The sequence below is a fragment of the Mesorhizobium sp. WSM4821 genome (genome assembly GCF_055901555.1).
Genome location: NZ_CM148371.1, coordinates 1,627,585 through 1,650,570, shown reverse-complemented (window position 1 = coordinate 1,650,570; position 22,986 = coordinate 1,627,585). Strand labels below are relative to the sequence as shown.

Sequence of the window (22,986 nt, the reverse complement as noted above, 5' to 3'; positions counted from 1 at the left end):
GCTATGTGTTCCAACGCGTCTCGACTGGAGCAGCGACAGCTTCACGTGCCTCGGCCACGACAGCCATCAGCGCGCGCAGAACGGCCTCAACGCCTTCGCCAGTGACAGCGGACAAAAGCATTGGCGGGCGGCCGGCGGCACGTTTCAGCGAAGCGACCTTCTTCTTACGCGCGTCGGCGTCGAGCGTGTCGATCTGGCAAAGCGCTACGATCTCGACCTTCTCGATCAGCCCATGGCCATAGGCGTCGAGTTCGGCGCGCACGGTCTTGTAAGCCTTCCCCGGATTTTCCTCTTGCGCGGAGACGAGGTGCAGTAGGACACGCGTGCGTTCGACATGGCCGAGGAAACGGTCGCCGATGCCGACGCCTTCATGCGCGCCTTCGATCAGGCCGGGAATGTCGGCGATGACGAACTCGCGCCCGTCGACGCGGGCCACGCCGAGGCCCGGATGCAGTGTGGTGAAGGGATAGTCGGCGATCTTCGGCCTGGCCGCGGTCACGGCGGCCAGAAAAGTCGACTTGCCGGCATTGGGCAGGCCGACCAGGCCGGCATCGGCGATCAGCTTGAGCCTGAGCCAGATGTTGAGCTCTTCGCCCGGCAAGCCCGGATTGGCGCGGCGCGGCGCCTGGTTGGTCGAGGTCTTGAAATGCTGGTTGCCGAAGCCGCCATTGCCGCCCTTGGCCAAAAGGAAGCGTTGGCCGACCACGGTCAGGTCGCAGATAAGCGCCTCGTTGTCTTCGGCGAAGACCTGCGTTCCTACCGGCACTTTCAGCGTCACGTCGGCGCCCTTGGCGCCAGTCATGTTGCGGCCCATGCCATGCGTGCCGGTCTTGGCCTTGAAATGCTGCTGATATCGATAGTCGATCAGCGTGTTCAGCCCATCGACCGCCTCCACCCAGACATCGCCGCCGCGACCGCCATCGCCGCCGTCGGGACCGCCGAACTCGATGAACTTTTCGCGCCGGAACGACACCGAACCGGCGCCGCCATCGCCGGAGCGGATGTAGACCTTGGCTTGATCGAGAAATTTCATCGGATTGTCGAGTTTCTGCTATGGCTTTGGGGGATTGCTCTAAACCAAGGTGGGGCAAAGGGCGAGGCCGTTTTGCGACTGCGGCGCCGTGCGTCCCTTTTGGACGGGCCAAGGTTCGAATTTCGGATTCGCCGCACCAGGCCCGGAGACATGTCGGAATGAAGCTCGTAACCTACAACATCCACTACGGCGTCGGCCTCGACGGCCGCTACGATGTCGGCCGCATCGCCGATTCCGTGCGCGGCGCCGATGTGATCGCGCTGCAGGAGGTCTCGCGCAACAACCCCAACAATGGCGGCCGAGACATGGTGGCCGAGCTCGGCGAGGCGCTGCCGGAATACTTCGCCGTCTACGGCAGCAATTTCGAGGCCAATCTCGGCTCGCGTCTGGAAAACGGCCGCGCCATCACGACCACTTTCCAGCTCGGCAACATGGTGCTGTCGAAAACGCCCGTTCATCTGTCGCGCAATCTCCTCTTGCCGCGCAGCCGCAGTTTCGACGTGATGAATTTCCAGCGCGGCGCGCTGGAGGCGCTGATCGAAATGCCGCTTGGTTTCATCCGCTTCTATTCCACCCATCTCGACCATCGCAGCCCGGTCGAACGCTTAAGCCAGATCCGGTTTCTGCGCCGGCGCCTGCTGAACTATGCGATCGAGGGCGGCGCGCTGTCGGGCGTCGCCGAGGTCGGCCTGCCGGACCTGCCTTGTCCCGAAGCCTTCGTCGTCATGGGCGATCTTAATATGCTCGCCGCATCGCCCGAATATGTCGAACTCGCCGGCAGCCCGGATCATGAATTCGGCATGCCTGTGACCGCGGATCTTGCCGTCGATGCCGCCGCGCGCCTCGCCGCCACAGATGCCGATCTCGTCACCTGGGTCGATCCCAAGCGGCCCGACGACGCCAGCCGCCACAAGCGCATCGACTATGTCTTCACCAGCGCCTCGCTCGCCAAATCGCTGAAGCGGCTGTGGGTCGACCGGCAGGCGGTCGGCTCGGACCACCTGCCGGTCTGGGTCGAGATGGCCTGACCCCCAGTTTGGTTCGCAACCGACTTTTGAATTCACAATGATCCTTTCGGAATCTTTGGTTCGAGGCCATGCGCCGAGGTGTGTTGAGATTCAGGTCAAGCCGAGTCGAAAATGACGGTTTCCGAGAACCGGAGCGGAGCGTACTACGTGAGCACCGGAAGCGCAGAAAACCGCCATTTGCAGGCCGGCCTCACCTGAATATCGACGCGCCTAGAAATGCACCCAGTTCCGAAGGCTGGTCCAGGTCTTGCGATCGAGACGGTAGCGCTCGACCGGCACCTGGCCGGCAACGATCGAGTTCAGCATACCCTGGCCGGCATATTGGAAACCGCATTTGTGGATGACCCGGCGCGAGGCCGGATTGATGACCCGCGTCGAGGCATGCAGCACCTGGATCGCCGTCTTCTGGAAGGCGAGGTCGACCAGCACGTGTGCGGCCTCCGTCGCATAGCCGCGCTTCCAGTAGGGCTCGCCGATCCAGTAGCCGAGTTCCAGCCCGCGGTCGGTGGTGTTGAGGCCGGCGCAACCGACGAAGATTTCGGTGCCGGCCAGCGTCAAGGCATAGGCGATCCCGGCCCGGCGCGATGCCGCCATGGCGAGGAAGGCGCGTGCCTCGGCCTCGCCATAGGGGTGCGGCATGCGGGCCAGCATTTCGGCGACATGGCGGTTGTCGGCGAGCGCCACCAGTTGCTCGATGTCGCTTTCGCGCGGCGCCCGCATGACCAGCCGCTCGGTCGCGAGCACCGGGCAATCTATCGCGTAACTTTCACCGTCTGTGTCGTCCGCTTCGGCAACCATGTCAGTCCTCCAGGCAAAAAGAAAAGGGGAGATGGAAACCCATCTCCCCTGATCCTTTTCCTGGCTTGGCCAGACACCGGTCCCGAGATGGGTGCCGGTGTTCTCGTGCGGAACCGGCTACTCCGCTGCCTTCGTCATCGGGTTCACCGATACGTAGGTTCGGCCATTGGCTTTTTTGTTGAAGGTGACTGCGCCAGCTTCGAGCGCAAACAGGGTGTGATCCGTGCCCATGCCGACATTGACGCCCGGATGCCACGAGGTACCGCGTTGACGAATGATGATGTTGCCCGGAATCACGGCTTCGCCGCCGAACTTCTTCACGCCGAGCCGCTTGGAACGGGAGTCGCGACCATTGCGCGACGAACCGCCAGCTTTCTTGTGTGCCATCTAACTAACTCCGATGCGCCGCAGGGGCGCCTAAAGGGTCTTATGAACGCGTTCGCGTTCCGTTTCAAGTCCGATCCGGCGACGATCGCGCCGGTTCGCTTTACTTCTTCGCCAGTTCCTTAGCCTGCTCGCGCCAGTCCCTGATCTGGTCGGCGCTGAACGGCATATGCTCGTCGATCTTGGCGATATCCTTGTCGGACAGCTTGGCGATCTGGGCGAAGGTCGTGATGCCCTGTTCGTTCAACTGGCCGGCCGCGACCGGGCCGATGCCCTTGATCACGGTCAGATCGTCCGGCTCGCCCTTCGGTGCCTTGAACAGCGGAGCGGCGGTTTCGGTTGCCTCGGCTTCCTTCTTCGGCGCGGCCTCGGCCTTGGCTTCCTTCTTCGGAGCGGCCTCGGCCTTCGCCTCGGTCGTTGCAGCAGCCTCGGCTTTCGCTTCGGTCTTGGCGGCGGCCTTCTTCGCCGGCTTGGCGCCACCCAGCAGGATCTCGGCGATCCGCACGGTGGTCAAAAGCTGGCGATGGCCGATCTTGCGGCGCGAATTCTGCCGGCGGCGCTTCTTGAAGGCGATGACCGTGCGGTTCTTGCCCTGCTCGACGACTTCGGCGGTGACCATCGCGCCGTCGACGAACGGCGCGCCGAACGTCACATTCTCGCCCTCGCCATGCGCGAGCACATGGCCGATCTCGACGATATCGCCGACCTGGCCTTCGACTTTTTCGATCTTCAGGAGATCGTTGGCGGCGACGCGATACTGCTTGCCGCCCGTTTTGATGACTGCGAACATTTTTTGCCTTTCGCTGTTCGGTCGGCCTCGATGAACCGCATCTGGCGGTTCGGCCGTCTTTTTGTCAGTCTGCGGGTTCAAAAAACAAGCGGCGCGGAAGAACCCTCCACGCCGATTGCGCGCTGTCCCTAACCGAAGGTCGGGCGCAAGTCAAGGCGAACGGCGTAATTAGGCCAGGCGCGCGACAACATCGAGACCTCGACGGCAAGCCTGACAAGAAGCCGGATCGCCGGGCAGATTGGCCCTTGTAACCTGCCTGTCCAGCCGTTATCTAGTGCGCCGCGTCGGCAACGGCGGACCATGACCGCGGAGAGGTGGCAGAGTGGTCGAATGCACCGCACTCGAAATGCGGCATGGGTGCAAGCCCATCGGGGGTTCGAATCCCTCCCTCTCCGCCATTTTCAGCACGCCGGATTGCCGCCTGATCAGGCAGGAACGTACGTCAGCCTAACCGTATCCTCGCCCACGATATCGGTGGAAACGAGCCGGAGCGGCTGCCGTGGGCCGGCAAAGAATGGCTTGCCGTGACCGAGCACGATGGGGTGAAAGTAGAACCGATACTCATCGATAAGGCCAAGCTCGGTTAGGCTTCGTGCCAGGTCTGGTCCGGAAACTGCGATCTCTCCCGCGAGCCGGGCTTTCAGGCCACGTACCACCGCCTCGACGTCGTGATCCACAAGCGTGGCGTTGGGACCGACCGACTTCAACGAGCGCGACACGACCCACTTCGGTTGTCGCTTCCATACCGCCGCGAACTCGTGTTGCTCCGCACTCCACTCGGGACGGTCTTCGTCCCAATAGCGCATGACTTCGTACATGCGGCGGCCGTACACACTGCCCGTCAGGTCGCGCACGTGCCCTATCCAGTGACGAAAGAGCGCGGGACTTGGCGCAAATTCCTGGTGGTCGACATAGCCGTCCAGGGACTGGTTCATTCCGAAGACGATCCTCGCCATGCTGCAAGATCTCCATCCCAAGGTCCTCACGACAGTATGCCGCGGTGTGGCGCTGAAAGTGAAGTCACGGCAAACTGCGCGCCGCTTGTCGGTTTGGCGAAATAACTGGGTGACCGCTTGGGGTGGCAGTCTATGCAGCCTTCCGCCGCAATTGGCCCACGCTCAGCCACACCGCCGAAACCAGGAAGTAGAAGGCGCCTACCGCGGCGTAGCCGGCCACGCTGGTGATGGATGGCGGCATCGGCATCCGCGCCTGCACGATGAAGAACGCGCCTGCCAGCGCCGATTGTCCTCCGCTCAGGATCATCGCCCACTGCGCGCCATTACTCTTCCAACGGCGGACCGCGGTGCCGAGTTGAAGCAGGCCAGACAGGATCGCCCATACGCCAAATACCCCGAGCACCCAACTCATGCTCATCTTCAGCGCGAGAACGATCGCAAGCGTTGTCACCACGCTGACCACGACGTTGACAGCCTGCGTGCGATTCTGTCCCAATCCTCCGCTGCGCGATGCGTCGGCAAAATTGGCGAGGGCATCCCATGCAGGATAAGCCACGAGTAAAACTGCCGCGATCACCCAGGAATTCCGTCCCACCGTAAAGGCAGCTGTCACCCAGACGACCGAGAACGCTGTCCGAGCGAAATAATAGAGCTTCAGCCATTGTTCCTGGCTGGTGCCGGAAACACCACTGTGAAGCGTCATTGGGTCGTCCTTTCAACTAGTAGGTAGAGGCTCTCGACGAACGTCGCAGAGCGATCACGGCTATGATTATTTGATCTAGGACCGTATCGGGGGGTGCGGAGCGAGTCGCTCCAAGAGCGGGCCTGTCACCACGCCGAATATCTTCGGATCGCCATAGGCCCGCGCCGAAAGCATCGCGCCGTGAACCGTTGCCATGAACGTTTCAGCCTCGGCACGAGGGGTGCTCATCAGTTGAACTTGGCCGCGCCGCGCGCCGCGCTCCAGCACGGATGTCAGCCACGCTGACAGGGAGCGGAAATGCGCCCGAACCTCGAGGCCAACTTCCTCGGGTAGATCGGGAAGCTGGCTTGCCAACACCGCGCAGACACAAAACTGAGCGCTGGCGGCCGCGATGCAGGCTTCCCAATACCCAACGTAGAGCCGAAGCTGTTCGAGCGGATCGGAAACCTGAAGTTCGAGATTCGACATCCCGGCTTCAGCTTCTTCCCGATACCGCGCAACCAGCGTCCGGACCAGATCGACTTTGCTTGGGAAATGGTGATGGATGCTCGCCTTGCGAATCCCAACCACCTCAGCGATGTCGGCATAACTGAAACCGTTGTAGCCGCCAGAGACGATCAGAGAACGCGCGCAAGCCAGTATGTCGTCAGAGGTGGAAGATAGGTTGCTCATGCCCTTGCCTACCTTCTGGTAGGTTGACCGTCAAGCCCCTGCAACTCGATCGACAAACAGAGAGAGCTGCGGGCTTGAATTGAGCGGGCACGACCCGCTTCCGACCATTCTTAATTGCTGAACTTAATGCCGAATAGGGCAAGGTCGCGAACTGAGCAACCATCCTGAGCATAGCGAGCGACGCCCGTTTCTGGGACCGGAGTTCGCGGAAATACGCCATGAGCGCGATTGCGGATCGGGCCGGAGATGAGCGCACGCTGGACCGGACCCGCGCCCTGTTGGAACCAGGCGACAGCGTGTTGGAACTGGGCTGCGGAACGGGAACAAAAGCGCTCCGGCTCGCGGGCGATGTTCAAGACTATCTTGCGACGGATATTTCCACTGAAATGATCGCGATCGTCAACGAGAAACACGCCGCCGGCCGCATACCGGGCCTCGTCTTCCGCACCGCGACCGTGGAGGCGCTCACGCCTGACGCGGCGCGGTTCAACGCGGTTCTGGGATTCAACTACCTCCATCTGGTCCGCGACCTGCCTGGCACGCTGCGGCCCATCCACGCCTTGCTTGCAGCGGAGGGCCTGTTTATCTCCAAGATACCTTGCGTCGGCGATATGAACCCACTCTTCCGGCTTGCCTGTTGCCCGCGATGCGCGCGATCGGCAAAGCACCCCATGCAGGCGTCTTTCGCGCGGCAGGCGTGAGCCAGCAGATATCTGCCGCGGGCTTCGACGTTCTTGCCACTGAAAGCCACGCAACGAAGGGCAACGAGAACCGTCCTTACATCGTGGCTCGCAAGAGGACGTGAGCGGCCGAGGCTGCAGTGTATCGGTCAGGGTTGCTGTATTGCCGCGAGCTTCCAGTCACCACCGTTTTGGCGCGTGAAGGTCCATAGTTCGGTTGTTTCCGTCGGTCGATCGGCTTGGCCCGCGACGATCTCGCCGCTGGCGCGATCGCGCATCACGTCGTGAGACTCGTAGCGCAAGGCGGTCGTGGCGTAGTCGCGATCATCTTCCCGCCAGCTCTCAGCAATATCGGCCTCCAGCAGGCTGATATCAGACACGTCGTTCCTGATGCCCTTTTTCGCATTGTCGGCAAGTTCCTCGGACAGGTAGGACACCATCTCGGGGGTCGCCAGCCGGCGCAAGCCGGCATGATCTTCGCGCCCGAAGGCTTCCTGAACTTCCGTCAACCGTTGCTGGAAGGTGTCGAGGTCGGCCGGCGTCATTGTGATTTCATCGGAGGCTGGAGCCGCCCGGCCAAACCCAGACCCGCCAAGCCCAGATCCGCTAGATCCAGACCCGATGCCTGGAAAGGGGAAGGATGAGACGTTGGCCGCGTTGGGCTGGGTTGCTGCGCTTCGCCCGAAGTTCCCCATGCCCCGCGGAACACCGGCCATGGCGGGATTGCGTGCTGATTGCGACCGGAAAAAGCGGATGATCAGCATGATAGCGCCGCCGATCAGCAGTCCTTGAAGCAGCAGACCCAACATGCCAGCCAAGCCGCCGAACCCCCGGCCCAAAAGAAGGCCGATCAGGCCGCCGAGCAGCAGGCCGCGCATCATCGAACCGCCGAGACCGTTGAATAGCCCCGGTCGTTGGGATGTCTGCGTCTGGCGGGCCGCGTTGTTCGTTGCGGTATTGGGCGTCATCGAGCGCTCGACCGGCGCCGCCGGCTGCGGCGCCGTTCTGGTCGGCGGGACCGACTGGAACGTACGCGTGCCGCGGCTGCCAAAGCTGCCGCCACGGCGCGCCTCGGCGTGATCAGCCGCGACCATGGAAAATGCCAGGAACAGTCCTGCAAACAAAACTGCAAACCGGCTCGACCGCGAAATCATCATAGCAACCCTTAAGCGACACTGTTCCCGGTCATATGGGGTGCGCCGATCGAAATATCAGTGGCACGCACCTTCCGCGTCCAGCCATTGAGGAAAATTCAGGACCACCTCTCCACCAGGCACGGCAGCTGACCGTGATCCTTCCGCAACGTTGTGCGTTGTTGCCCGAGGCACGCCGAGGGAGACGAACAGTGTTTGCAGGTTTTAGAGCCACCAGCTTGCAACTGGACGAAACGACCATTTTCGCAAGAGTCGGCGGGACGGGTCCGCCGCTGCTGCTGCTTCATGGTTTTCCCGAAACGCATCTGATGTGGAGGGATACCGCCGTGGCATTGGCACCACGCTTTACGGTGGTTGCCGCCGACCTGCGAGGCTACGGGCAAAGCGGGTGCCCGGTCTCATCTGCCGATCATAGCCCATACGCCAAACGCGCCATGGCCAGCGACATGGTTCAAGTCATGAAGCGGTTGGGGTTTGAGCGGTTCATGATTGCCGGGCATGATCGTGGCGGACGGGTCGCTTATCGTCTGGCACTCGACCATCCCTCTGAAGTCTCCAAAGTCGCGGTCCTCGACGTCATCCCGACCGCCGCTGCGTGGGATAGGGCGGACGCCAGACTGGCTCTCGGCTTCTGGCCGTGGAGCCTTCTTGCGCAACCGGAGCCTCTGCCGGAGCGACTGATAGGCGCGGCGCCCGATGCCGTCGTCGACAATTCGATTGCGCATTGGGGATCGTCCGCAGATGTGTTTTCTGCGGACATCAGGGACGCCTACGTCGATGCGCTTCGCGATCCCGCACATGTTCATGCGATTTGCGAAGAGTACCGCGCCGCCGCCACGGTCGATCGTGAACATGACGCGCTGGACCAGTCAAACGGACGCCGCATCGGGTGTCCGCTGCTGACGCTATGGAGTGGCGAAGGCGGCCTGGAGAGCTGGTACGCGGAGGAAGGCGGGCCGCTGGCTATCTGGAGAAAATGGGCCGACAGAGTTGAAGGAGGTCCTGTCAGAGGCGGGCATTTCTTTCCGGAAGAGTACCCTCGCCAGACCGCGGCGGCTCTCTCAAAATTCTTCGAGGGCGAAACAGGGGGAAAGCAAAGAGGAGGACAAATAGGGGAATGACGCGCGAGACGGAGTGGGGATAGTGTGGAGGCGCAAGTTACACGGGATCTCGGGAACGCGCGGCGATCCGCGGCCGGGATATCTCTGGTAGTCGCCCGTCCGGGGTCAAACATGCTCGGTAAGAAATGAAGACGATCTCTACGGCCAGGCCTCTGCTATGCAGCCTCGTGTTTGTTGGCGGTTGCGCGTCGCCCCTTCACGCATCTCTTGATACCGCGAAATACGACAGGATGAGTTGCGTTGAACTCAACGTGGCCATGGGGGAAGTCGCCAAGGAGATGTCGGCGACCGCGATCACCCGGGGCAAAGTCACCAAGGCCAACATTCCGGGCTGGCTATGGGGAGCCCGCCGTGTCGCGTCCACCGTCACCGCCCGCCAGAGCGCGAAAATCGAGCAGTTGCGGCAGCAGGAGGCTGCGATCGCGGCGGTGAGGAGAAGCAAGTGCTGATTGCGGAATTATGTCCGCTCGATGGACCCGGTTATCGCCGTCCCGGCTTTCTCGGCGACACGGCCAAGCCGAGGAAAACGATGACGGCCTGATTGACGCGCAGGATGTCCGCGTCGTCCAACCGCCCGATATGCGCGCCGACCTTGGATTTCGGGACAGTGGTGATTTTGTCCACCATCAGTCGGCAGACGGGAGCAGCCCATTGCGCTCATTTGGTTCGACGGCCAGACGGAATAATGGCGCGTCCGTCTCGTCGGTCGTGAAGCCGCAGATGGTAATCGAATCCGTCGCATCGAAACTGTCATCCTGGATGATGACGACGGGGCGCGGCTTGCCGGCGTAATCCTTGCCGCAGGCGACCGTCCAGATATCGCCACGTCTCATTCATCGACCCAATCCGATACCGCATCGATGAACGCCTGATCCTCGCTTGCATGGGCGCTTGCCGCGACCGCCAGTGACTGGCGATGCGCTTCCGAACGGAAGGCCGGCGCACGCACGTCCGGCACCCAAATCTGTATGGGGCGCAGACCTTGCCGTCGCAAACGCTCACGATGTTCCCGCACCTTCGTGCCTGAGGGCTTAGGCTTCGATGCCCAGGCCATGACGGTTCTCCTAAATGGTTACATGTAACCTGTCGCGGAGGGCGAGCTTTGGCCAGTCCCTTCGTCGGAAAACCCCGCCGAGGCTGCGACAGCGTAATGGAGACCTCAGACTGACACTCCGGATTGATGCGCAGCGATTGCGCCGAGGAAGATCTCGCCGAATTCCCCAAGCTTCGCGGCGCCGACGCCATTGACGGCGGCGAATGCGTCGAGGTCGCGCGGGCAGCGTGCGGCCATATCGATCAGCGTGCGATCGGAGAAGATCACGAAGGCCGGCACTTGGCGCTCCCGGGCGAGGCGCAGCCGTGCCGCTTTGAGCGTGGCCAACAGCGCGGTATCCAGGTCTTCCGTGCCCGCGGCGGCATCCTGAGCAGGATGCAACTTGGCGCGCGAGGCGCGGCTCCGCGTCTCGACACGATACTGGAACGGGATCTCGCCACGGCTGAGCGCATGACCCTTTTCGGCGATGGCGAGGCCGCCATGGCCACCTGGAACCGGCACCAGAAACCCTCCAGTGACGAGCTGGCGGATCAGCGACAGCCACATGTCCTTCTTGTGCGCTAGACCGCTCCGGAAGCTGACAAGCCGGTGGTGGTTCCGGGCCAGGACCTTCTCGGTTTCATGGCCGAGCAATACATCGACGACGTGGGCAGCACCGAAGCGCTCGCCGGTCTGCGCGATGACCGTGAGGATGATCCCTGCCTCCGCCTCGCCATTTGCACGCGGCGTCTGGTCAAGGCAGTTGTCGCAATTGCCGCAAGGCGCCGCATGTTCACCGAAGTAGCCAAGCAGGATCTGGCGGCGGCACTGAGCGGTCTCGCAATAACCGATCAGCGTATCGAGCCGGCCATGCGAGCGCCGCTTGTGCTCGGCCGATGCATCTTCGTCCTCGATGAAGAGCCGGCGCATGCGGATATCGCCGAGGCCGAACAGCATATGTGCCTCGGCAGCCCGTCCGTCGCGACCCGCGCGTCCGATTTCCTGATAGTAGGCTTCTAGGCTGCCCGGCAGATCGGTGTGGAAGACATAGGCGACGTCAGGCTTGTCGATGCCCATGCCGAAGGCGATGGTCGCCACCATCACGACGCCGGACAAGGTCATGAAAGCGTTTTGATTCGCTTCACGCGCGTCCTTGCTCATGCCGGCATGATAGGCCAACGCTCGCACGCCGTTCTGTTCGAGGAACGCTGCCGTCTCTTCCGTCTTCTTGCGCGACAGGCAGTAGACGATGCCGCTGCGGCCCGCATGACGCTGTACGAAATCCAGCAACTGGCGCTTGCTGTTCTGTTTGGCCTCGATGCCAAGCTTGATGTTCGGCCGGTCGAAACCCAGCACCAGGCTCTCGACGCGCCCGGCGAACAGGCGCGCGGCGATGTCGGTGCGCGTCGCCTCGTCCGCAGTTGCCGTCAGCGCGATGATCGGCACGTCAGGGAAAATGCCGCTGAGCCGCGACAGGTCTTCATAGTCGCGCCGAAACGCCGGCCCCCATTGCGAGATGCAATGCGCCTCGTCGATAGCGATCAGCCGGATATTGAGCTTGGCGAGCGCCTCGAGCATCCGTTCGGTCATCAGCCGCTCCGGCGCGAGATAGAGCAGGCGCGACTGGCCCGCCGCGACGCGGCGCCATGCCGTGACATTGGCTTCGCGGTCGAGCGAGGAATTGATCGTATCGGCCTCCACGCCGGCAAGCCGCAATGCTGCGACCTGATCCTGCATCAGGGCAACCAGCGGCGAAACGACGATGGTGAGCCCGCCCAGAACCAGCGCCGGAACCTGGTAGCAAAGCGATTTGCCGGCCCCTGTCGGCATGACGGTCAGCACATGACGCCCGGCCAGCAGCGCCTCTATCACAGCGGCCTGGCCGGGGCGAAAATCGTCGAAGCCGAACACGTCCTTCAGGACGCGCCGCTTGGGATCCTCTGCCGGGACACTCATTGGCGATATCTGCATCAGGGAATTTCTACAATCGGCACCGCCCGGAAAGGCGGCGTGGAGAGGGGCTGAAGAAGCATCCCCTTCATTGGCTGATATTGGATCGTGATTCCAGCCCTGTTCGCTTTCGTACAAAGAACGCACCGCTCTGGACGGTTAATCCTATCTTCACCAAGATTCGTCAGCTTCGGGCCCTGCGGTGATGTTTCGAGTACCGCGGCGCAGCAAGGCGCCAGGCAACAACCCGCGCCGCTCCGGAGGCGCGGGATTTCGTTCCTGCAAATGCTGTCAGCCGATAAAATCGGCCCGGTGCGGCGCAAAACTGTCGACCAGGCGGCCCGCTTCGAGCGCCTTGACGCCATGGACCAGATTGGAAGGGACAATGAAGCTGCTTCCGGTTTCCAGGATTTCGGTCCTGCCGTCGATAGTGACCTCGAAGCGGCCTTCGGCGACGTAGCTCGCCTGAACATGCGGGTGCGAATGCAGCGCACCGACACCGCCCCTTTCGAAACCGAACTCGACCATCATCAGCTCATCCGTGTGCAGTAGCACGCGCCTGCGATTGCCATCCGGGGTCGGCGTCCATGCGCCCTCGCCGGCATGCGAGAAGATTTTCGTTCCGGTCATCGCCAAATCCTCACCATGGCATGCTCCTCATCGCGCCAGCCAGCCACCGTCCACCGGCACCACTGCGCCGTGCATGTAGTTGGACGCCGGCGCCAGCAGGAAGACCGCTGCGTCGCCGATGTCTTCCGGCTCGCCCCAACGCCCGGCCGGAATGCGCGCCAGAATGGCGGCGCTGCGGTCTGGATCGGCGCGCAGCGCCTGCGTGTTGTTTGTTTCGATGTAACCGGGCGCGATGCTGTTGACGTTGATGCCTTTCGACGCCCATTCGCAGGCGAGCAACCGCGTGATCCCGAGCGCGCCGTGCTTCGAGGCGGTATAGGAGGCGACGCGGATGCCGCCCTGGAAGCTCAATACGGAGGCGATGTTGACGATCTTGCCGCGCCGTCCGGGATTGGCAAGCACATGTCTGGCGAAGCCCTGACTGAGAAAGAAAACCGTCTTCAGATTGACGTCCATGACGTCGTCCCAATCCGCTTGCGTCAGATCGACGGCGTCGGCGCGCCGGATGATGCCGGCATTGTTGACCAGCCCGTCGAGCGGCCCGGTTTCGTCCCAGACGCGATCGAGCATCGCCTGGGCGGCGGCATGGTCGGCGAGGTCGCAGCGCACCGCCTCGAAGTGGCCGCCCGCCGCCGCGATCCTTTCCGCGGTCTCGTCCATTGCAGAGCGGCCGACGCCGACCACAGCACCACCGGCGCGGGCGATCGACAGGGCGATACCTTGGCCGATGCCGGTGTTGGCGCCGGTGACGAGGATGCGCTTGCCGACCAGGCTGAAAGCCGAGAGGTTGCTCACCGCAGGTCTTCCATCGCTACCGGATCGACATCGGTGTAGTCGACATTGTCGCCGGCCATCGCCCAGATGAAGGCGTAGTTGGAAGTGCCGGCGCCTGAATGGATCGACCATCCCGGCGACAGCACCGCTTCCTCGTTGCGCATGACCAGATGGCGGGTCTCGTCCGGCTCGCCCATGAAATGAAAGACACGCGCCGCCTCCGGCAAGTCGAAATAGAGATAAGCTTCCATGCGCCGGTCATGCACATGGCACGGCATGGTGTTCCAGACCGAGCCTGAGGCAAGCTGGGTCATGCCGACGACGAGCTGGCAGGTTTTCACGCCCTCGGCGTGGATGAACTGGAAGATCGAGCGCTCGTTGCAGGTCGCCTGGCTACCAAGGTCGAGCCGCTTGGCGTCGCCGATGCGGATCAGTCTGCTGGGATGACTCTGGTGCGCCGGCGCGCTGAGCAGATAGAACTTGGCCGGCTCGGCCGGATCGACTGAGGCGAACGACACCTCATTGGCGCCCATGCCGAGATACAGCATGTCGCGCGCCCGCAGATCGTAGGACTGGCCGCCGGCCTTCACGGTGCCGGCGCCGCCGATGTTGACGGCGATCATTTCGCGGCGATCGAGAAAATTCTTCGTCCCGGTCGGCTTGATCGCCTGCAGCGGAAGCGGTGTCCCGGCCGGCATGGCGCCGCCGACGATCATGCGGTCGTAGTGGGTATAGGTCAGGTCGATGCGGCCTGACTGGAACAGGCCTCCTATCAGGAAATTATGACGGAGCTCGTCCGTCCCCATCGCCGCGGCGGTAACAGGGTCGACGGCGAAGCGCGAGGTGAAGTCCGTGTGATTGTCGGTCTGATTCATTACTGCCTCATTGATCATTCGGTTGCCGCGGCCTTGACCGAGTCGGCATAAAAAACCTGGCGTGCGTGCAAGCGCTCGCGATAGCGCTGCTGGCTGGCGGTGAGATGCGCGCGCATGGCCTCGCGAGCGGCCTCGGCATCGCCTGCCGTAATTGCGTTCAGGATCACCAGATGCTCGCGTTGCAGCCCGCGCTGATAGACGTCGGATTGGGCGAGTTCGGTGGACCACGGCGACGTCACGTCGCAAGGAATGGCGCGCCGACCGAGCACGTCGAGCATCTCGACATAGAACGGGTTGTTGGTGGCGCTGGCGATGGCGCGGTGGAAGGCAAGGTCGGCTGGGCCCGTCGGCTCGCTGTTCAGCAGAAGCCGCTCGAACTCGAAGAAGGCTTCCTGGATCCCTGCTTCCTGCGCGGCGTTGCGACGGATGGCGGCGAGCCCGGCGGATTCGATCTCGATCGCCAGGCGCACCTCGAGCACGTTGAGCGCGATCGAATCCTTGGCTCCCATGTCCGCGGCCAGCACGCCGAACATCGTCGAGATATGCTCGGTGACGAAGACGCCGGCGCCCTGGCGCGGCTCGACCAGACCGTCGGCGGCAAGCTTGGCCAGCGCCTCGCGGATGACGGTGCGGCTGACCCCGAAGGTTTCAGTCAGCTGGCCCTCGGTCGGCAGCTTTTGACCCGGCTGGATCTCGCCCGCCTGCAGCTGTTTGCGGATCGCCGCGACCACGGTCTCCGACAGCTTGGGCTTGCGTTCCACCTTCAGGCTGGTCGCCGTATCCGATGCCATTGCCAACCCCTATTTGAAGACGCTCGGCAGCCACAGCGAGATGGCCGGAATGTAGGTGACGAGCCCCAGCACCACGAGGCCTGCCCCATAGAATGGCCAGATCGAGCGCATCGCTTCCCAGACGGATATCTTGCCCACTGCGCACGCCACGAACTGCACTGCGCCCACCGGCGGCGTGTTCAGCCCGATACCGAAATTGAGGATCATGATGACGCCGAAGTGCACCGGATCGACGCCGTAGGCCTGTGCCACGGGCAGGAAGATAGGCGTGCAGATGATGATCGTCGGTCCCATGTCCATGAAGGTGCCGAGGAACAGCATCAGGATGTTGAGCAGGAGAAGCACGACCAGCGGATCTTCCGAGACCGCGTTCATCGAGGCTATGAGCGCCGCCGGCACTTTCAGGAAGGCCATCAACCACGAGAACGCCGCCGCCATGCCGATGATGAGCAGCACCATGGCCGTGGTGCGCACGGCACCATGGGTGGCATGAACGAAACCTTCCCAAGTCATCTGCCGGTAAACCAAGACGGTAACGAGCAACGCATAGATGACGGCGATGCAGGAACTCTCGGTGGCCGTGAAAATGCCCGATCGCACGCCGCCGAAGATGATCGCGATCAGCAGCAGGCCGGGCACCGCGACGGCGAAGAGATGCGCGACGGCGGTGAAGCCCGGAAACGGCTCGGTCGGATAGCCGCGGGAGCGCGCCACGAAATAGGCGGTGATCATCAGTGCCAGAGCCAATAACAGGCCCGGGATGACGCCGGCCGTGAACAGGTCTGCGATGGAGATCTTTCCGCCTGCCGAAATCGAGTAGATGATCATGTTGTGCGACGGCGGCAGGAGCAGCGCGATCAGCGCCGCCATTGACGTTACGTTGACCGCGTAATCCGCTCCATATCCACGCGCCTTCATCTGCGGGATCATCAGGCCGCCTACCGCCGCGGCTTCCGCCACCGCGGAGCCCGAAATGCCGCCGAACAGCGTAGCGGTCGCGATGTTGACCTGACCGAGGCCGCCACGCATGTGGCCGACAAGCGAGCCGGCAAAGGCAACGATCTTGCTGGCGATGCCGCCGCGCACCATCAAGTCGCCGGCGTAGATGAAAAAGGGAATGGCCAGCAGCGAAAAGACGCTCATGCCGGAATTCAGGCGCTGGAAGACGATGAGCGGCGGCAGGCCCATATAGAGGACGGTGGCAAAGCTTGCGACGCCGAGGCAGAAGGCGATCGGCGTGCCGATGAGCATCAGAAGGGTGAAGACGCCGAAGAGTATCCAGAGTTCCATGGTCAGACCTTCACGTTCGCCGTGTCGAGTTCGGCTGCGACTTCCGCCGGCGGCAGTTCATCGAGCGCATCGTCAACCGGCGCGCCGGAGAGGCGAAGCACGATACGCTCCAGCGTGAAGAGCACGATGAGCACGCCTCCCGCGACAAGCGGGACGTAGTCCCAGCCCCCCGATATGCCGAGCGACGGCAAGGTGGTGCCCCAGGTCAATGCGACCAGCTGGCCGCCATACCAGATCATGCCGATGCCGAAGGCGAGCGCGACGAGGTCCGAGATCATCCTCAGCCAACGCTTGCCGCCTTTCGGCAGCACGTAAAGCAGGACGTCGAAGCCGAGGTGATAGTTCTCGCGCACCCCGACGGCAGCGCCGAGGAAAATGAACCAGCTCATCAGCATCACCGAACCCTGCTCGGTCCAGCTCGGCGAGCGGTTCAGAACATAGCGGCCGAACACCTGCCAGGCGACGAAGGCGGTCATCAGCACCAGTCCGATGCCGGCGATCCACAGCGCCGCGGTGCTGACACGCGACATCACGCCCGCGACGCCGGACAGGGGCGGTCTCCGTTCTGGGCTGGAGGGCACGGGTTCTCTCCGCAAGAGGAAGGCGACGCGGAGTGCCCGCGCCGCCCGCTTGATCACTGCACTGCCTTGATGGCCTCGACCATGGCCTTCAGCTTGTCGTCCTTGACGTGTTTCTCGTAGACCGGACCCATAGCGTCGATGAAGGGCTGCTTGTCCGGCGTCGTGATCTGCGAACCGGCCGCTTCGACCTTGGCGCGCGATTCCTTGACCTTGGCGGCCCACAGATCACGCTGCTTGGCGACGCTTTCCTTGGCGGCCGCCTTGAAGATCGCCTGGTCTTCCGGCGTCAGCTTGTCCCAGCTCGACTTCGCCATGACGAAGGCTTCCGGCACCATCGTGTGCTCGTCGAGCGAGTAGAACTTGGCGACTTCCGCATGCTTGGCGGTGTCGTAGCTAGGAAAATTGTTCTCCGCGCCGTCGATGACCCCGGTCTCGATCGCCGAATACACCTCGCCATACGGCATCGGCGTCGCATTGGCGCCGAGTGCCGCCACCATGTCGACGAAGATATCGGACTGGATGACGCGGAATTTCATGCCGGCCAGATCGGCCACGGAGTTGATCGGCTTCTTCGAATTGTAGAAGGAGCGCGCGCCGCCGTCATAAAAGGCGAGCAACACCAGCCCGACCTGTTCGAAAGCCGCCGCGATCTGGTCGCCGACCGCTCCGTCCATGACCTTGTGCATATGGTCTTCCGAGCGGAAGATGTAGGGCAGCGAGGGCACTGTGGTTTCGGGGATGAGCCCGTTGAACGGGGCCATCGAGATGCGGTTGAGGTCGATCACGCCGGAGCGCACCTGCTCGATCGTGTCCTTTTCCTCGCCGAGCTGCGCGGAATGATAGAGGTCGACCGCATAGCGGCCGGCCGTGCGTTCCTTGACAAGCTCGCCGAAATATTTGACCGCCTCGACCGTGGGATAGCCGTCCGGGTGTGTGTCGGATGAGCGCAGGACCGTCTGGGCGCTCGCCGTTCCGGCCATCAGTGCGGCGGCAAGCAGCGTAGCTCCCGCCAGTCTGGAAAAATGCAGCATGACTTCCTCCCTTTTTAGACCTGACGCCCGGCTCAGAGCCGGTACGCCTCTTTCGCAAACGTATAGGCAAGTTCCTGCACCAGCTCATGCGCCTCGTCTTCGCGGAGCCGGTGCTCGGCGACGAGACGCGCAAGAAAGGCGCAATCGACCCGGCGCGCCACATCGTGCCGAGCCGGGATGGATGGAAAGGCGCGGGTGTCGTCGTTGAAGCCGACGGTGTTGTAGAAGCCGGCCGTTTCTGTGGTCATCTCGCGGAACCGGCGCATGCCCTCCGGGCTGTCGTGGAACCACCAGGCCGGCCCGATTTTCAGCGCCGGATAGATGCCGGCGAGCGGCGCCAGTTCGCGCGCATAGCTGGTTTCGTCGAGCGTGAAGAGGATGATTGTAAGTTCGCGCTCCAGCCCGACGCAGTCGAGCAGCGGCTTGAGCGCCGCCACATAATCGGTTCGGGTCGGGATGTCGAAACCCTTGTCTCTGCCGAACCTCTGGAAGACGAAAGGCGAATGATTGCGCCAGGAGCCGGGATGGATTTGCAGGACCAGGCCATCGTTGCGGCTCATCTTGGCCATTTCGGTCAGCATCTGGGCGCGAAACAGTCTTCGCTCGCGCTCGTCATCCGAGCCCCGGCGGATGCGGTTGAACAGCTCCTGCGCGGCGGCATCCGACAGATTGGCGGTTTCGGCCGTCGGATGGCCGTGGTCCGACGCGGTCGCGCCGAAACTCTTGAAGAAGGCGCGCCGCTGGCGATGCGCATCGAGATAGCCGGCCCAGGTGCCGGTGTCGCATCCGGTGATGTCGCCGAGCCGATCGACATTGGCCGAAAAGCCCTCGACGTCGGGATCGACGACCGCATCCGGACGGTAGGCGGTGACGACACGGCCCTGCCAGCCGCTGTCGCGGATCGCCTTGTGCCAGCTGAGATCGTCGAGCGCGCCTTCCGTCGTTGCGATGACCTCGATGTTGAAGCGTTCGAACAGGGCGCGTGGACGGTAATCGTCACGCTGCAGCAGCGCCGCGATCGTATCGTAGTGCCGGTCCGCCGTCGTGGCGCTCAGCGGTTCGTCGATGCCGAACAGATGGGCAAGCACATAGTCGAACCACAGCCGGGTCGGCGTGCCGCGGAACAGATAATAATGCTCGGCGAAGCGCCGCCAGATCGTCCTGCCGTCGGTCTCCACCGGCGAGCCGTCGAGCGTTGGCACGCCAAGATCCTCGAGGCGGACACCCTGGCTGAACAGCATGCGGAAGATGTAATGGTCCGGCACAACAAGTAATTGCGCCGGATCGGGAAAGGCTTCGTTGAGCGCATACCAGCGCGGATCGGTGTGCCCGTGCGGGCTGACGATCGGCAGATCCTTGACAGCTGCGTAGAGATCGCGGGCGAGCGAGAGCGGACGCGCCTCGGACGGAAACAGCAGATCCGGATCGGTCAATGCGGCCACGTCGTTCCTCCCAACCCGGCCATCGGTAGGGTCGGCAAGAAATAATGTCAACATACAAAAATTGGATTTTTGTATGATGACTTTTACGCAACGTCAGGGCATTGTGCGGGAATGAAACGGATGTTACGCCGCATGCGGCCATGTCTCGGCACGATCCCGATCAGACCACGTTGCACCCCGGCAAGACACTTTTGATCAATGACAGACCGACGCCTTTCCAACAGCACGCGGCAGGCACTGCCGGCTTCGGTCGCGGTCCCCGGATACGACCGCGACCGCGTCGTGCCCGGCATCGTCCATCTCGGCGTCGGCGCGTTCCACCGCGCTCATCAAGCAGCCTATGTCGACGACTGTCTGGCGGCGGGAGAACCGGATTGGGGCATCGTCGGCGTCTCGCTGCGCAGCGCCGACACGCGCGACGCGCTGGCGCCACAGGACGGGCTCTACACGCTGGCGGTCAGGAGTAGCGACGGCGAAAGCCTGCGCGTCGTCGGCTCGATCCAGTCGATGCTGGTGGCCCCGGACAATCCGGGCGCGGTGCTGGCCGCGCTGACCGATCCTCGCACCCGTATCGTTACGTTGACGATCACCGAAAAAGCCTATCTCCGCGCGGCGGGTGGCGGGCTGGACGCAGTTCATGCTGACATCGTCCACGATTTGGCGAACCCACACCTGCCCAAAACGGCACATGGTTTTTTGGCGGAATCGCTTGCGCGCCGCCGCGCCGCCGGCAGTCAGCCCTTCACGGTGCTCTGCTGCGACAATCTCCCGGCCAATGGCGCCACGCTGCGCCGGCTGCTGGTCGAATTCGCCGCGTTGCGCAATTCCGATCTCGCTCGCCATATCGCCGACGAGGTGGCGTTTCCGTCGAGCATGGTCGATCGCATCGTGCCGGCGACCACCGATGCCGACCGGGAACGGATATCAGGCCAGCTCGGCGTCGAGGATGCCTGGCCGGTGATGACCGAACCGTTCTGCCAATGGGTGGTCGAAAATAATTTCCCGGCGGGCAGGCCGGCCTGGGAAAAGTCCGGCGTCACCATGGTCGGCGATGTCGGGCCGTTCGAGGACATGAAGCTGCGCCTGCTCAACGGCTCGCATTCGGCCATCGCCTATCTCGGCCTGCTCAGCGGTTACGAGACGGTCGACCGCGCCTTCGCCGATCCGGCGATCCGGCAATTCGTCGACGGATTATGGGCCGAGGCCATCCCGACGTTGCCGAAGGACGCCGGGCTCGACACGGGCGACTACACGGCCCAGCTCGCCAAGCGTTATTCGAACACCGCACTTGCCCACCGCACGGCGCAGATCGCCAATGACGGCAGCCAGAAACTGCCGCAGCGCATCGTTGCTTCCGCCATGGAGCGGCTGAGTGCCGGCGCTCCGCCCGCGCATCTAATGCTGGTGGTGGCCGCCTGGATCGCCGCTTGCGAGGCGCGCGGCAAAACATTGCCGGAAAATCATTTCACCGATCCGCTCGACGCGGCGCTGGCTACGCTCGACACTCGGCAGCTGTCGGCTGGTGAAACGGCGACGGCGGCGTTCGATCTGACCGGCTTTGCCAAGCGCCAAGCCGAGCGCCAGGCGCTGATCGAGCTCGTGGCCGCTCATCTCGAACGGCTGCGACAGAGCGGAGTGGCTGCCGCTCTCGCAGCGCTCGGCATTGGGAATGAAAAGCCATGAGGCAGAACTGCTCGGCGTCATGTGTGCGATGGAAGCGCTGACGGCGTGAGCCTATTTGCTCTGACCATCCAGCGTTTGCCGTGAGGAATAGTCGATACCTCTGGAGTTCCAGAACAGGCGAGCGCCCTTGCCGATTAGATTCTCATACGGAATAGTACCCATATCAAAACGGCTGTCGGCGGAACTGCCGCGATTGTCGCCAAGCATGAAGTAGCGGCCGGCCGGGACGACAACAGGCTGCGTGTTGTCGCCCATCGATCCGTCGATCATGTCGAGGACCGAGTAAGAGAGGCCGTTCGGCAATGTTTCGCGCTGCACTTTGGCCGATCGGATCTCATCGGAGGCGTAAGAACCGGTTTCTTCAAGCTTCACCGCCTGATCGTTGCGGGGAAGGACACCGTCGATCATCTGGATCTTGTCGCCAGGAAGGCCGACAATGCGCTTGATGTAGTCGGTGCGGGATCAGACGGCCGCCTGAAAACTGCAACATCGCCCAGCGCCGGCGCCGTGCCGAACGTCCGCCCTTCGATCGGCAGCAAGCCAAAGGGGACGCTGTAGCGGCTGTAGCCGTAAGCAAATTTGGAGGCGAGAGATAGTCGCCGACCTCAAGCGTTGGCACCATGCTGCTGGCCGGTATTGAGAATGGCTGAAACAGGAACGACCGGATCGCAAACGCAGCCAGAGATGAGGCCAGAAATGCCAGCACCAGAACCGAAAGCCCATGTGAGTTCCACTTGTCCGGCTTGAATCGATGCGCGAAGGGAACAACGAGCACCGCCGACAAGATCGCTATGCCGATACTTGAAAGATTGGCCAATCCGGAAAGATCGATGCCCGGCAAAACCGGGAACCCCGATGTAGCAAGGGCAATGCTTGCGGCGCTGATCGCCCCCAGACTTATGACAGCCAGTTTGCCGCTTCAGATCCAGAGAAATCCGCCGAACGGGCCACCAAAGAAGCGACACCAGGGCTGTCGACCACAGCATCGCGATTTCGTTTCACTTACCATTCGCCACCGCCCCGAAAGCAAGCAAAGTCGGACTGTCCTTCAAACAAAAGAAGCGAGGCAAGCCTCGCTTTTTTAAACGACCGAATTGAGCTTCACTTCAGGCCGGCAATATCGCGCCTTCCAGCGTGGTGAGCTGGCTAAGGAACTGCTCGGCCTTGCTGCGGGTCTGGTCGTCCTTTGCGTCGGCGACGTCTTCCCTGGCCTCCTGGATGCGGCGGGCAAGGTCGGCGCGGTCAATGTCGCCGACGGCCACCGCCGATTCGGCGAGCAGCGTGCACCCGGCCGGGACGATGTCCGCGAAGCCGCCGAATACGACATAGCGTTCTTCCTTGCCGGCGGCGGTCTTTACCGTGACGACCCCCGGCTTGATCGTGGTCATGACCGGCGCATGATAGGCCATGACGGTCATTTCGCCTTCGGCGCCCGGAATGACGACGGATTCGACCTGCTCGGAAACCAGCAGGCGCTCCGGCGAGACCAGTTCGAATTTGAAAGCTTCAGCCATGTCAATTTAGTGAGTAGGGAATAGGAACTAGGCAGTAGCAAGCGGCCCTAACCGGCCCACATCACGCAGCTGC

General features: G+C 62.7%; 26 protein-coding genes, 1 tRNA gene and 2 pseudogenes. 6 read left to right on the top strand and 23 right to left on the bottom strand.

Going from position 1 to position 22,986, the window contains the following annotated elements:
- Window position 1 precedes the first annotated feature (1 nt).
- Complete coding sequence (obgE, locus tag AC0NID_RS07845; RefSeq protein ID WP_473452409.1) at window positions 2-1,033, bottom strand: GTPase ObgE; 1,032 nt, start codon at window positions 1,031-1,033, stop codon at window positions 2-4.
- Window positions 1,034-1,191: 158 nt separating this feature from the next.
- On the opposite strand from obgE, the gene AC0NID_RS07840 reads away from it, so the two are divergent.
- Window positions 1,192-2,061, top strand: a complete 870-nt coding sequence (locus AC0NID_RS07840) for an endonuclease/exonuclease/phosphatase family protein (protein WP_473452407.1) — start codon at window positions 1,192-1,194, stop codon at window positions 2,059-2,061.
- Between the two features lie 210 nt (window positions 2,062-2,271).
- On the opposite strand, the gene AC0NID_RS07835 is transcribed toward AC0NID_RS07840, so the two are convergent.
- The 3 genes from AC0NID_RS07835 to AC0NID_RS07825 all read right to left on the bottom strand — a co-directional run bounded on the left by AC0NID_RS07835 (window position 2,272) and on the right by AC0NID_RS07825 (window position 4,033).
- Window positions 2,272-2,859 carry a GNAT family N-acetyltransferase gene (locus AC0NID_RS07835; RefSeq protein WP_473452405.1) on the bottom strand — a complete coding sequence of 196 codons (588 nt, stop codon included), beginning with the start codon at window positions 2,857-2,859 and terminating at the stop codon, window positions 2,272-2,274.
- 117 nt (window positions 2,860-2,976) lie between these two features.
- A complete protein-coding gene (gene rpmA / locus AC0NID_RS07830; RefSeq protein ID WP_473452403.1) occupies window positions 2,977-3,246 on the bottom strand; it encodes a 50S ribosomal protein L27 in 270 nt (89 codons plus the stop codon).
- A 100-nt stretch (window positions 3,247-3,346) separates the two neighbouring features.
- Complete coding sequence (locus AC0NID_RS07825) at window positions 3,347-4,033, bottom strand: 50S ribosomal protein L21 (protein WP_473452401.1); 687 nt, start codon at window positions 4,031-4,033, stop codon at window positions 3,347-3,349.
- Window positions 4,034-4,341: 308 nt separating this feature from the next.
- Here AC0NID_RS07825 and AC0NID_RS07820 point away from each other — a divergent pair.
- A tRNA-Ser gene (locus AC0NID_RS07820) sits at window positions 4,342-4,431 on the top strand.
- A gap of 27 nt (window positions 4,432-4,458) precedes the next feature.
- Here the strand turns inward: AC0NID_RS07820 and AC0NID_RS07815 are convergent.
- From AC0NID_RS07815 to AC0NID_RS07805, 3 genes are all read right to left on the bottom strand, one after another.
- The gene (locus tag AC0NID_RS07815) at window positions 4,459-4,989 is read right to left on the bottom strand and encodes a dihydrofolate reductase family protein (RefSeq protein ID WP_473452399.1); all 531 of its coding nucleotides are present in this window, start codon (window positions 4,987-4,989) and stop codon (window positions 4,459-4,461) included.
- Window positions 4,990-5,119: 130 nt separating this feature from the next.
- Window positions 5,120-5,692: a DUF308 domain-containing protein gene (locus tag AC0NID_RS07810; RefSeq protein WP_473452397.1), complete on the bottom strand. Its 573-nt coding sequence runs from the start codon at window positions 5,690-5,692 to the stop codon at window positions 5,120-5,122.
- 75 nt (window positions 5,693-5,767) lie between these two features.
- On the bottom strand, window positions 5,768-6,364 hold the full coding sequence (locus AC0NID_RS07805; RefSeq protein ID WP_473452395.1) for a TetR/AcrR family transcriptional regulator: 597 nt from the start codon (window positions 6,362-6,364) through the stop codon (window positions 5,768-5,770).
- Window positions 6,365-6,528: 164 nt separating this feature from the next.
- Between AC0NID_RS07805 and AC0NID_RS07800 the strand changes: the two are divergent.
- Window positions 6,529-7,169, top strand: a pseudogene (locus AC0NID_RS07800) (class I SAM-dependent methyltransferase).
- A gap of 24 nt (window positions 7,170-7,193) precedes the next feature.
- On the opposite strand, the gene AC0NID_RS07795 reads toward AC0NID_RS07800, so the two are convergent.
- Window positions 7,194-8,198 carry a Tim44 domain-containing protein gene (locus AC0NID_RS07795; protein WP_473452393.1) on the bottom strand — a complete coding sequence of 335 codons (1,005 nt, stop codon included), beginning with the start codon at window positions 8,196-8,198 and terminating at the stop codon, window positions 7,194-7,196.
- Between the two features lie 191 nt (window positions 8,199-8,389).
- Between AC0NID_RS07795 and AC0NID_RS07790 the strand changes: the two genes are divergently transcribed.
- A complete protein-coding gene (locus tag AC0NID_RS07790; protein WP_473452391.1) occupies window positions 8,390-9,319 on the top strand; it encodes an alpha/beta fold hydrolase in 930 nt (309 codons plus the stop codon).
- A gap of 125 nt (window positions 9,320-9,444) precedes the next feature.
- Window positions 9,445-9,768 (top strand): hypothetical protein, encoded by a 324-nt coding sequence (locus AC0NID_RS07785; protein WP_473452389.1) that lies wholly within the window; start codon window positions 9,445-9,447, stop codon window positions 9,766-9,768.
- A 31-nt stretch (window positions 9,769-9,799) separates the two neighbouring features.
- Here AC0NID_RS07785 and AC0NID_RS07780 read toward each other — a convergent pair.
- The 11 genes and pseudogenes from AC0NID_RS07780 to uxaC form a co-directional block, all read right to left on the bottom strand.
- Window positions 9,800-10,152, bottom strand: a pseudogene (locus AC0NID_RS07780) (type II toxin-antitoxin system PemK/MazF family toxin).
- Window positions 10,149-10,373, bottom strand: a complete 225-nt coding sequence (locus tag AC0NID_RS07775; protein ID WP_473452387.1) for an antitoxin MazE family protein — start codon at window positions 10,371-10,373, stop codon at window positions 10,149-10,151. The pseudogene AC0NID_RS07780 and the gene AC0NID_RS07775 overlap by 4 nt, the downstream one beginning before the upstream one ends.
- A gap of 105 nt (window positions 10,374-10,478) precedes the next feature.
- Window positions 10,479-12,308 (bottom strand): DNA helicase RecQ, encoded by a 1,830-nt coding sequence (gene recQ, locus AC0NID_RS07770; RefSeq protein ID WP_473452385.1) that lies wholly within the window; start codon window positions 12,306-12,308, stop codon window positions 10,479-10,481.
- A 285-nt stretch (window positions 12,309-12,593) separates the two neighbouring features.
- Complete coding sequence (locus AC0NID_RS07765) at window positions 12,594-12,932, bottom strand: cupin domain-containing protein (protein WP_473452383.1); 339 nt, start codon at window positions 12,930-12,932, stop codon at window positions 12,594-12,596.
- 27 nt (window positions 12,933-12,959) lie between these two features.
- On the bottom strand, window positions 12,960-13,727 hold the full coding sequence (kduD, locus tag AC0NID_RS07760) for a 2-dehydro-3-deoxy-D-gluconate 5-dehydrogenase KduD (protein WP_473452381.1): 768 nt from the start codon (window positions 13,725-13,727) through the stop codon (window positions 12,960-12,962).
- The gene (gene kduI / locus AC0NID_RS07755) at window positions 13,724-14,581 is read right to left on the bottom strand and encodes a 5-dehydro-4-deoxy-D-glucuronate isomerase (RefSeq protein ID WP_473452379.1); all 858 of its coding nucleotides are present in this window, start codon (window positions 14,579-14,581) and stop codon (window positions 13,724-13,726) included. Before kduI ends, kduD begins: the two co-directional genes overlap by 4 nt.
- A gap of 14 nt (window positions 14,582-14,595) precedes the next feature.
- The gene (locus tag AC0NID_RS07750) at window positions 14,596-15,372 is read right to left on the bottom strand and encodes a FadR/GntR family transcriptional regulator (protein WP_473452377.1); all 777 of its coding nucleotides are present in this window, start codon (window positions 15,370-15,372) and stop codon (window positions 14,596-14,598) included.
- Between the two features lie 9 nt (window positions 15,373-15,381).
- A complete protein-coding gene (locus AC0NID_RS07745; protein ID WP_473452375.1) occupies window positions 15,382-16,662 on the bottom strand; it encodes a TRAP transporter large permease in 1,281 nt (426 codons plus the stop codon).
- A 2-nt stretch (window positions 16,663-16,664) separates the two neighbouring features.
- The gene (locus AC0NID_RS07740; protein WP_473452665.1) at window positions 16,665-17,192 is read right to left on the bottom strand and encodes a TRAP transporter small permease; all 528 of its coding nucleotides are present in this window, start codon (window positions 17,190-17,192) and stop codon (window positions 16,665-16,667) included.
- 104 nt (window positions 17,193-17,296) lie between these two features.
- Window positions 17,297-18,274, bottom strand: coding sequence for a TRAP transporter substrate-binding protein (locus AC0NID_RS07735; protein WP_473452373.1), 978 nt, complete (start codon window positions 18,272-18,274; stop codon window positions 17,297-17,299).
- A 32-nt stretch (window positions 18,275-18,306) separates the two neighbouring features.
- Window positions 18,307-19,716, bottom strand: a complete 1,410-nt coding sequence (gene uxaC / locus AC0NID_RS07730; protein WP_473452371.1) for a glucuronate isomerase — start codon at window positions 19,714-19,716, stop codon at window positions 18,307-18,309.
- A gap of 198 nt (window positions 19,717-19,914) precedes the next feature.
- On the opposite strand from uxaC, the gene AC0NID_RS07725 reads away from it, so the two are divergent.
- Entirely contained in the window at window positions 19,915-21,399 is a 1,485-nt protein-coding gene (locus tag AC0NID_RS07725) for a mannitol dehydrogenase family protein (RefSeq protein WP_473452369.1), read from the top strand.
- Window positions 21,400-21,450: 51 nt separating this feature from the next.
- Here the strand turns inward: AC0NID_RS07725 and lepB are convergent, their stop codons facing one another.
- From lepB to AC0NID_RS07705, 4 genes are all read right to left on the bottom strand, one after another.
- Window positions 21,451-21,807, bottom strand: a complete 357-nt coding sequence (gene lepB / locus AC0NID_RS07720; RefSeq protein WP_473452367.1) for a signal peptidase I — start codon at window positions 21,805-21,807, stop codon at window positions 21,451-21,453.
- Window positions 21,761-22,105, bottom strand: coding sequence for a S26 family signal peptidase (locus AC0NID_RS07715; RefSeq protein ID WP_473452663.1), 345 nt, complete (start codon window positions 22,103-22,105; stop codon window positions 21,761-21,763). Before AC0NID_RS07715 ends, lepB begins: the two co-directional genes overlap by 47 nt.
- Complete coding sequence (locus AC0NID_RS07710) at window positions 22,005-22,385, bottom strand: hypothetical protein (protein ID WP_473452683.1); 381 nt, start codon at window positions 22,383-22,385, stop codon at window positions 22,005-22,007. The genes AC0NID_RS07715 and AC0NID_RS07710 overlap by 101 nt, the downstream gene beginning before the upstream one ends.
- Before the next feature lie 120 nt (window positions 22,386-22,505).
- Window positions 22,506-22,913, bottom strand: a complete 408-nt coding sequence (locus AC0NID_RS07705; protein WP_473452365.1) for a F0F1 ATP synthase subunit epsilon — start codon at window positions 22,911-22,913, stop codon at window positions 22,506-22,508.
- Window positions 22,914-22,986 lie beyond the last annotated feature (73 nt).

Bases quoted from the DNA above. Each gene is read 5' to 3' on its own strand.
- AC0NID_RS07825 (WP_473452401.1), bottom strand. From the start codon at position 4,033: ATGTTCGCAGTCATCAAAACGGGCGGCAAGCAGTATCGCGTCGCCGCC.
- AC0NID_RS07805 (WP_473452395.1), bottom strand. From the start codon at position 6,364: ATGAGCAACCTATCTTCCACCTCTGACGACATACTGGCTTGCGCGCGT.
- obgE (WP_473452409.1), bottom strand. From the start codon at position 1,033: ATGAAATTTCTCGATCAAGCCAAGGTCTACATCCGCTCCGGCGATGGC.
- kduI (WP_473452379.1), bottom strand. From the start codon at position 14,581: ATGAATCAGACCGACAATCACACGGACTTCACCTCGCGCTTCGCCGTC.
- AC0NID_RS07765 (WP_473452383.1), bottom strand. From the start codon at position 12,932: ATGACCGGAACGAAAATCTTCTCGCATGCCGGCGAGGGCGCATGGACG.
- AC0NID_RS07750 (WP_473452377.1), bottom strand. From the start codon at position 15,372: ATGGCATCGGATACGGCGACCAGCCTGAAGGTGGAACGCAAGCCCAAG.
- AC0NID_RS07810 (WP_473452397.1), bottom strand. From the start codon at position 5,692: ATGACGCTTCACAGTGGTGTTTCCGGCACCAGCCAGGAACAATGGCTG.
- AC0NID_RS07735 (WP_473452373.1), bottom strand. From the start codon at position 18,274: ATGCTGCATTTTTCCAGACTGGCGGGAGCTACGCTGCTTGCCGCCGCA.
- AC0NID_RS07835 (WP_473452405.1), bottom strand. From the start codon at position 2,859: ATGGTTGCCGAAGCGGACGACACAGACGGTGAAAGTTACGCGATAGAT.
- AC0NID_RS07705 (WP_473452365.1), bottom strand. From the start codon at position 22,913: ATGGCTGAAGCTTTCAAATTCGAACTGGTCTCGCCGGAGCGCCTGCTG.
- AC0NID_RS07745 (WP_473452375.1), bottom strand. From the start codon at position 16,662: ATGGAACTCTGGATACTCTTCGGCGTCTTCACCCTTCTGATGCTCATC.
- AC0NID_RS07815 (WP_473452399.1), bottom strand. From the start codon at position 4,989: ATGGCGAGGATCGTCTTCGGAATGAACCAGTCCCTGGACGGCTATGTC.
- AC0NID_RS07710 (WP_473452683.1), bottom strand. From the start codon at position 22,385: ATGCTGTGGTCGACAGCCCTGGTGTCGCTTCTTTGGTGGCCCGTTCGG.
- rpmA (WP_473452403.1), bottom strand. From the start codon at position 3,246: ATGGCACACAAGAAAGCTGGCGGTTCGTCGCGCAATGGTCGCGACTCC.
- lepB (WP_473452367.1), bottom strand. From the start codon at position 21,807: ATGATCGACGGTGTCCTTCCCCGCAACGATCAGGCGGTGAAGCTTGAA.
- AC0NID_RS07795 (WP_473452393.1), bottom strand. From the start codon at position 8,198: ATGATTTCGCGGTCGAGCCGGTTTGCAGTTTTGTTTGCAGGACTGTTC.
- AC0NID_RS07725 (WP_473452369.1), top strand. From the start codon at position 19,915: ATGACAGACCGACGCCTTTCCAACAGCACGCGGCAGGCACTGCCGGCT.
- AC0NID_RS07740 (WP_473452665.1), bottom strand. From the start codon at position 17,192: ATGTCGCGTGTCAGCACCGCGGCGCTGTGGATCGCCGGCATCGGACTG.
- AC0NID_RS07840 (WP_473452407.1), top strand. From the start codon at position 1,192: ATGAAGCTCGTAACCTACAACATCCACTACGGCGTCGGCCTCGACGGC.
- AC0NID_RS07785 (WP_473452389.1), top strand. From the start codon at position 9,445: ATGAAGACGATCTCTACGGCCAGGCCTCTGCTATGCAGCCTCGTGTTT.
- recQ (WP_473452385.1), bottom strand. From the start codon at position 12,308: ATGAGTGTCCCGGCAGAGGATCCCAAGCGGCGCGTCCTGAAGGACGTG.
- AC0NID_RS07775 (WP_473452387.1), bottom strand. From the start codon at position 10,373: ATGGCCTGGGCATCGAAGCCTAAGCCCTCAGGCACGAAGGTGCGGGAA.